The organism is Leekyejoonella antrihumi, from assembly GCF_007845645.1.
GTDB lineage: Bacteria > Actinomycetota > Actinomycetes > Actinomycetales > Dermatophilaceae > Leekyejoonella > Leekyejoonella antrihumi.
This window is the reverse complement of sequence record NZ_VCQV01000075.1, coordinates 1-7925: the sequence shown is the minus strand read 5'-3', so window position 1 is coordinate 7925 and position 7925 is coordinate 1. Positions and strand designations below refer to the sequence as shown.

Genomic DNA, 7925 nt, shown 5'->3' with positions numbered 1-7925 from the left:
CACCCACCCCGAAACTCAGACCCTGACCGTTGAGCAAGTCGAAAAAATCGCCCGCCGCGTACTGAACGAAGCCAGCTAAAAGAACCAGCCTCCCAAGCCAGCCCCTCGTCACCGTAAAACGATGGTCTTCTGGGCGTTCATGACTTGATGTTTCGTAGTTCGCGGCTTGCGAGTGGGAATAGGCAGGCGGCGATGTAGGCGATGCCGCAGACAATGCTGACCTGGCGGGCACCGTAGGCCTGGGCGAGGGGTCCTACGGCGATCTGTGAGAGTGGGATTGCGAGGTAGGAGAGCAGGTTGTCGTAGGCCGCCACCCGCGACAAGGATGACGTGGGAACCGATGCTTGGAGGGTGGTCTCCCAGGTGATGGCGGCCACGGTGAACCCCAGTCCGCCGATGAATGCGGCCACAGCTACGACCCACGCCTGGCCGGACAGCCCGATCGCGAGCAGCGGCAGGCCTGCGAGAGTTCCCCAGATGAGCCCGCCGCGCAATGGGTGACGGAGCACCATCTTGACGGCGAGCAGGCTCATCACCAGCAGCCCGATCGCCCGGACCGACTGCACCGCGCCCCAGCCGAGGGCGCCGCTGTGTTGTGAGACGACGAGCGGGCCCAGCACGTTCCATGGTCCGACGTTGAAGGCGTTGACCAGGGCGAACGAGATGGTCATAAGGACCACCCAGCGCATCGCTCGGAAGGTGGACCAGCCCTCGATGACATCGCGCCACAACGTCTGGTCCGTCGTGGGCGGTCGGCTTGCGCCGGGGATGCGGGTATATGCCAGGGCGGCGAGGACGTAGCTGAGCGCATCGACCGCCAGGGCCCAGCCGCCACCGGCGGTGGCTACCAGGATGCTGGCGATCGTCGGGGCGATGATGCGCACGGTGCTCTGTGTGCTGGCCAGCAGGGCGTTGGCGCGCTGCAGGTCCGGCTGCTTGACGAGTTCGGGCACGATCCCGCGCAGCGCAGGAGAGGTGAAGGCGCTGACAGCGCCGTTGATCAGCGACAGGCCAGCGAGCACTGCGAGGTTGTAGTGGTCGCTGATCAGGATCGCGGCCATCGTGCCCATGGTGGCCGCGCTGGCCAGGTTGGCCGTGATCAGCAGCACCCGGCGGCTGACCCGGTCGGCCACCGCACCGCCTACCAGCAGGAGCGCAAGAGTGGGGATCATGTTGGCGGCCAGCACGATGCCGAGATCGCTGGCGTGACCCGAGGCCTGCAGGACTGCTAAGGCAAGTGCGACCGTGGTCATGGACGTGCCGGCCCGGTCGACGGTTCGACCGGCGAAGAACCAACCGAACCGGCCCGTCAGGAGGCGGCGAATCGGTGTGGGCTCGGTCGTGCGGGTCGTATCGGTCACAGGGGCAATGCTCTGCACGCGCAGGGGCCGGTGGAATTCCTGCGGGGAATGTCGCAACAATGAGGGGTGACCCTCTTGCGTCTTGGACCGGACGCGCTGCACGCGAGCCGGTTCGCGCTGTCCCCGCTCGCAGAGACGTTGAGCCAGCTCACCCGGCTACGACACGAGCTGGCTGGCCCCGCGGCGAGCCTGCAGGGCCAGGCCCTGGGCCGCTGGCTGGATGCCGACCCGTTCGCCGATGGCCTGGTGCGGCTTGTCACGGCTACCAAGTACCTGCCTGACTTCGTGGCCATCCCGCCCACCGGCATGAGAACGCGCCTGGAGGACGAGCTGGTGGCGATGCGCGCCGTCACCGACCCGCAGGCATGGGAAACGCTCACCGAGGCGCAGAAGTTTGCCTGGGCAAGCGAGGGGATCGGCTGGGCTGACACCACCAATGTCACGACCAAGGCGGCTGACGTCTTCGCCCGATGCTGGGCCCAGTTCGTCGAGCCGGACTGGCCCCGACGACGCGCGATCATGGAGCGTGACATCCGACACCGTGCCGGTGTGCTCGCCATCAGCGGCTGGAAGCATGCCCTCGACGGCATGTCTGCTGGCGTCCTCTGGGTCGGTCACGACTCGATCCAGTTCTCCACTCAGACATTCGCCGACCGTCAGATCGGCGACACAGGTCTCGTCTTCGTCCCACACACCGGCCCGCGCGGTCAGTGGACCTGCGAATCACCACCACGAGTCGCCCTGGTCTACCCGGCGCGCGGCACGCTGGCCAGCGTCCCTGAGGCGACCGGTGGGGTGGCCCGGCTCCTGGGACACCGGAGAGCCCAGATCGCCGTCACGCTACGGACCCCTGCGACCCCCTCACAACTTGCCGCGCTGCTCGATGTCTCCCTCGGTACGGTGTCTGCCCACCTCGCCACGCTCCGGGACGCAGGTGTGATTGCCAGCTGGCGCAGTGGCCGCGCGGTGTACTACGAACTCACCGACGTCGGCGACGAGCTCGCGAAACTCGTGACGGGCACATGCCCTCCAGTAACCGCTTGAATGGGCGCTATCCACGCCAGCCTCTGTCGCGAAGCGGACCGGCGCGGCAATTCCCGTAGGCGGAACCATCATCGGCGACGATCCGAGGATCTGGGGTACCGACCAGCGGACGAAGCGAGCCGTCCCGCAGGGGTCTTCTATACGGTGCACCTGCGATCTGACCGTGCCCGCAAGCCAGTGCTTGTGGCACGGTTCGCGTGCGTGAAGCCTGACGTGCAGCCGTATCCTTGGGCCGTGATCCAGTCGCCTCCGAAAAACGGGGCAGCGTCAGCAGTCCTGGAGTACTGAAGTCCGACGCTGGGCCGAACGGTTACGTAAACCGCAGATCCCCACTGCGCTGCAACTTTCGCGGCGAATCCTGACGGGATTGCATCAACGCCAATCTCGACAGCGTTCGCACCATAGTCAATGCCCCAACGCCGAAGCGTGACTCCGTTCGCGCTAAACAGCGACGATGCAGTGACCTCCGCGAGGATGCGATTGAGGTCGTCAAGAGAGTACGTGCAAGGCTCCACTGCCACGACCGCGCCCTCCTGTCTGAGAGCAGCAATCGCGCCATCAACGGATGCATTGGAACCGTTGCCGTTGTCACAGACCGCCACCGAGGCATCACCCTCTGTCGCCACCCCCCATAGCGCGACGGCGACGCGCCGATCGCGGACCGCAGGTTGTCTAGTTCCTGAAGGCGCGTCGCCGACGCAGCCAATGACGCGTCGGTCGGCCCCGTCGCCCCACCGACGGGCGCCGCCTGAGATGGTGCGATGAATACCCCGGCAAGAACGACCGACGCAACCCCGGCAACAGCAAACCTACGTACCCTCATGGCTAGGCCTGTCTTCTCTGTGGCCCGCGCAGATCGGCGCCACACTGCGAACACATGTACACCGATGTTCGGTCGCCGTCAACAGGTAGCGCGCGGTTCGGTCGATCGGAGATCCGCGCCGGGCCGACCCGCGCTGCTTGCACCGCTGATGCTGCTGGTACCGCGCGCGTTTCGCGGAATCCAGCACACCGTAACGGGCCAACGCCCGCGCGACCTCGACACACCGCCGCGCAGTGGCCCCGCTCAATCACCTTCGCGATCACACAGTAGCGCGAGTGGTCGTCGATCCCGGCCGGGATCTTCATGATGAAGGAAGATATCCAGGAATTGAGTGCCGCGGATCTCGCGCACAACATCAGAAAGCACATAGTCGGGGAAGACTTCGATCAGGTGCATGCCGTTCGCCTCGCACAAGGAACGCTTGAGCGCATCCCGTAGCTGCTGATTTTCGAACGCCTTCTGCCGCCGAAGAAGTCGACCGGGCTGGAGTGCTGCACGCCCTGGTACTCCACGGCGGCGAGGCTGTGACCGCGGAAGACGATGTCGAGTGACTGGAGAGCCAGCCACGGTGGCCGCACCTGATGGTTCACGACCTCGTCGACAGTGTAGAAAGACTTCTGGAGGCGATTCATCTCCGGACGTCGGGTCGAGCAGGATTCAGCAAACTTGTGCACGTGCGGTCGCTGCAGCTCGGACGCCATGCCTCGATGATGCCAGTTCACATCCAAAAGGCGGACTCGGTGCGGGTGCTGGCCAAGCTGGGGTGCCGCACGTGTTGCTGCGGGCATGCTCCAGCCCCTGCAGTACCCACAGGTGCCACTCAGCGCCGACAGAAGAACGCCATTTATCGGCGACATTCACACATACGGCGCGCGCCCGAGGCACTCTCGACCACACGGGGCACTGGCCCACGAATGATCCCGCCACGCGCGGTTGCCTGCTGCCGCGAACGACTTAGGACTAAGGTGTCGGCAACTGCTGCGCATAGGTTTTGGTGGCGATGGTCCAGCGAACTGTCGATCGTCCATTCCCAGGGTGACGCCCTGTGGCCTGGTTGGGCCAGATGACACTCTGCTGGCCCAGTGACCGAACGATGGTAGCGGCGGCGCCGTCAACGGAAGCCGCTGTCGCGTAGCCGTTTACCAGGTAGAACGGCATGCCCAACACCTGGCCCTCTGCGGCGCTCCCCGGGGCCGGGCTCGAGAGGGTGACCATTGCTTCTGGGTGTTGGGAAGGGTGCTGCTCACAGTCCGCCGACGGGTAGATCGTGATGTCGACTCTCTTCGCATGCGGTGCTGTAACTATCAGAGCGCGGAGCGCGCCGGTGGTGTCGACCACAGGCGTCCCGGCACAGGAGCCGGCGACAGCCGTGGTGGGGGTGACACGATGGCTTGGCGTGGTTTGGCCGCTACTCAGCAGCGAAGTGACGCTCACACCCACCACCGCAGCGGCCGCAAAGCCGATCAACCCACGTCGGGCGACCCGGCGCCGGAGTGTCCGACGCCCCACGGAGGTGACGTCCTCGAAGCGAACACGAAGCTCGGCAGGGACGGTCGTCTGGTTGAGTGTCGACCGCAGCCAATCTTCAAAGCCAGAGTCGGTTGGTGTCTCAGTCTCTACCATCGCTGGCTCCTTCGATCTCGTGAATGCTCCGCAGCTTGGCAAGGCCACGTGAGGACGCGGACTTCACCGCTCCGATTGATATACCGAGCGCCCCTGCGGTCGCGGCCTCAGACAGGTCTGTGTAGTAACGCAGCACGATCACCTTGCGTTGCTGCTCGGGCAGCCGCGCCAGCATCCGGATGATCTGATCGCGGTCGTCGACCACTGCCATCGCTGAGGAGGCCTGCGTGCTCGTATGGTCAGGAGTGGTGCTCGCCTCCTGGCGAGCTCGGCGCCACCTGTCGATGTTCTCATTGACCATGATGCGCCGCGTGTAGGCGAGAGCCTCAGCCTCTCGAATCCGCGGCCAGGCGACGAAGGCTTTAACCAGCGCATCCTGGACGAGGTCCTGTGCGGTCTGGATGTCCCCAGCGAGGAGCCAAGCGGCGCGCAACAAGGACGGGCTGGACGCGGCACAGAACTCCGCGAAACCGGCTGGCGACGCCGGTTCTTTCCCACGCGTGGACTGAGGCATCACAACATCCGTCCCATATCAATAACTACGGGCACCGCTCATAAAAGGTTGCCTCGAACTGGCCTGCGTCGTCTGCGCGTTGTGCCGCCGGCGATTCTGTGTGCCTCGGCCCGTTGCCCTGAGGGCATGCCGAAGCGCGGCGCGGACCTCCTGACGGCCTATCGCCCGCGGGTACCACTGCAGCCGCTCGCGGGTGAACTGCTCGAGCATGTGGTTCGGCGCACGGCTTGTTCAACCCTGGAGACGGCTCGCGGTATAACCGAGGCTCGGTGACGCTCGCCGCGAGCCTCTATCCCGCAGCGGCGACCTGTGCCGCCACGGAGGCCAAAGTGCCGTCAAGCTTGGCAGACTGCGGGCTGAAGGTGGATACCTGATCATTTTGGTCGAGATTGAAGCGACCCGTCGGGCCACCGGACACGAAATAAGTTCCCTTCTCAGACCGATCAAGGAACAGGACCGCCCGCGAGCCAACCGTGAAAAGAGGGTCATCGGTTGCCTCTGACAACACACCGGCGGCCTGGCCGCCTGTCTGCATTACCGTTATCTCGGCATTGGCCTCTACCGTGGCAGATCTATCAAACAAAATCTGGTTGACCGTCACGGTGAAGGCAGTCATTGGAATACCATCCGATCCGCTCGCGTTCTGGCTTTTGGCGAACGTCCCGGCAATCGCAAGTTGTGAATTGCCCTTCAACTCAGCCACAGTATGCCATTCGTGTGCCCAACTGGCGTCGATACCTCGCGTCACAGTGGGGGATGGCGCTCGGTCAGATCTGCCCTTCTCCGCAGCACTTGCGTGGACAGACCCGCATCCGGTTATGCCCAGGGTTGCAGTCACAAGAAACGCAGCAACCGTCAATCCTCGTTTGTATTCCATGGAAGCTCCTTACCAACGCAATACCGAAGAACGGGCGCGGTTGCATATTCAAGACGGTGGATTACGCTCCTCAGTACAGTGAGTTCATTCCGGCGATGTCATCTGCCTTCGGGATCCACGCACCGCAGCTGTCACGCCCCGGCGTCGTTGGCAGCATCAGTGCGCATGACGCTGCCGAATGACCGAGCCCAACCGCGTGGCCAAGCTCGTGGGCTGCAACTCCCTGACTGACGGTTGCCGAGTAGGACTGGGTGTAGTAGTGATTGAGATACGCCCGTACCGATGTGAATTGCCCGCTTGAGCCCGCATAATTGGTCAAACCATCCCAGTCAATATCTGACCTGTACGTATCACTGACCACAAGGGGACTGTTTGACCTCGTCACATAAACAACATTTGCTGCACTCCCGCCCCATGCCGCGATGCCGTTGTTCCAGGAGGTAATGTCCGAGGAGACCATGCCGGTTTGGAACTGCACATTGAACGAGGCGCAGCACCCACTACTCGGATTTCCGCCCCACCGAAGCCCCTCAAGAGTGTATGCGGACGCAACAGGTCCAAACGCGACCGAAAGGCCTAAGAGGAAGACTTCGACGCTTAGAGCCAGAGGAAGCATCTGCGCCGCTGCAGGTCGATTAGGCACAGCCCTCCTCGCCGCTAACTCTCGGTATGGGCGCGACCATAGTCCTCGCTACGCAAGTCGTCAACGGTTGCCAGGATTCCGTCGATGTTCCGTCGGGAGCACGAGGACGGCAACTCGCCAGTCGCCGCTGCGAGGTCGAGGTGGGTGGTCATGTCGAGGCGGAACCGGCCATATGGGTTGATGTGGGTCCAGAACAGCGGTGTCAGGGCCCGTCGTTCGTCGGGTCCGATGAGTTCGTGGAATCTGGGCGTCTCCAGCACGGCTTGCAGGAGCAGGGTGTTGACGTGGACTAGGGCCGACTGGAGCAGGTGGAGGGCGAGCATGGAGGTTTCGGAGTGCTCGCGGTCCGGGCCGGTCAGGTCGCCATCCTTGCCGTAGAAGATAACGGTGTTGCCGGAGTTCCACTGCTCCACGACTTGCAGGCCGCCGTGGATCTCCCGGCGCAGCTCGGGTGAGGCGAGGTACTGGCAGGCGAAGATCGTCCGCACGGCCGAGCCGAGCTCCTCGAGGGCCGCGTAGGTGGGGTGCTTCGGGCCGCCGCGGGTGAACCGGCGCAGCACCTGCTCGGACTCCGCCGTGCCCAGCCGGAGTGCGGTGGCGTACTTGATCATCTGGTCGTACTGCTGGGCGATCAGGTCCCATCGGATCGGGCGGGTCAGCACGTCGGTCAGCTGCCCGTACACCTGGGTGTTGTCGGGCCGGTAGAGCCGGATCGCTCCGATGTTTTTCAACCGCGGCAGCAACCGGAACCCGAGCAGCTCGGTGAAGGCGAACCCAACCACCGACGCGCCGTGGGTGTCGACGTAGTTGGTGTCGACCGGGACGTCGGTGCAGTGCCGCAACAGCCCTTCGATCATCGCCGCGACCTCGGAGGAGGAGCAGTTCTTCAGCTGGGAGTAGATGCAGGTGGAGCGGCGTGTGTTTTGTCAATTGGATGTCGGCCGTTTGAGCGCTAATTTTCCGGCCAGTTGAGCGGGGTTTCCTGCCGTTTGAGCGTTACGACTAGAACGGCGGGTTTTTGGGGTCGTCCGGGTGGGTGG

The 7925-nt window shown here is 64.0% G+C and carries 7 protein-coding genes and 1 pseudogene; 1 reads left to right on the top strand and 7 read right to left on the bottom strand.

Annotated features, from left to right (window positions below; translation table 11 throughout):
• Window positions 1-137: 137 nt before the first annotated feature.
• On the bottom strand, window positions 138-1361 hold the full coding sequence (locus tag FGL98_RS24225; RefSeq protein ID WP_222432397.1) for an MFS transporter: 1224 nt from the start codon (window positions 1359-1361) through the stop codon (window positions 138-140).
• A 75-nt stretch (window positions 1362-1436) separates the two neighbouring features.
• Between FGL98_RS24225 and FGL98_RS24220 the strand changes: the two genes are divergently transcribed.
• The gene (locus tag FGL98_RS24220) at window positions 1437-2405 is read left to right on the top strand and encodes an ArsR/SmtB family transcription factor (protein WP_146321346.1); all 969 of its coding nucleotides are present in this window, start codon (window positions 1437-1439) and stop codon (window positions 2403-2405) included.
• Window positions 2406-3471: 1066 nt separating this feature from the next.
• On the opposite strand, the gene FGL98_RS25645 is transcribed toward FGL98_RS24220, so the two are convergent.
• The 6 genes and pseudogenes from FGL98_RS25645 to FGL98_RS24195 form a co-directional block, all read right to left on the bottom strand.
• Window positions 3472-3624, bottom strand: a complete 153-nt coding sequence (locus FGL98_RS25645; protein ID WP_186526370.1) for a hypothetical protein — start codon at window positions 3622-3624, stop codon at window positions 3472-3474.
• A complete protein-coding gene (locus FGL98_RS24215; protein WP_146321344.1) occupies window positions 3615-3929 on the bottom strand; it encodes a hypothetical protein in 315 nt (104 codons plus the stop codon). Before FGL98_RS24215 ends, FGL98_RS25645 begins: the two co-directional genes overlap by 10 nt.
• A 908-nt stretch (window positions 3930-4837) precedes the next feature.
• Window positions 4838-5365: a SigE family RNA polymerase sigma factor gene (locus tag FGL98_RS24210; protein WP_146321342.1), complete on the bottom strand. Its 528-nt coding sequence runs from the start codon at window positions 5363-5365 to the stop codon at window positions 4838-4840.
• Window positions 5366-5654: 289 nt separating this feature from the next.
• Window positions 5655-6068 (bottom strand): hypothetical protein, encoded by a 414-nt coding sequence (locus FGL98_RS24205; RefSeq protein WP_146321340.1) that lies wholly within the window; start codon window positions 6066-6068, stop codon window positions 5655-5657.
• A 244-nt stretch (window positions 6069-6312) separates the two neighbouring features.
• Window positions 6313-6702 carry a matrixin family metalloprotease gene (locus FGL98_RS27310; RefSeq protein ID WP_186526369.1) on the bottom strand — a complete coding sequence of 130 codons (390 nt, stop codon included), beginning with the start codon at window positions 6700-6702 and terminating at the stop codon, window positions 6313-6315.
• Between the two features lie 197 nt (window positions 6703-6899).
• Window positions 6900-7802 (bottom strand): annotated as a pseudogene (locus FGL98_RS24195) (Tn3 family transposase); the annotation flags it as partial.
• Window positions 7803-7925 lie beyond the last annotated feature (123 nt).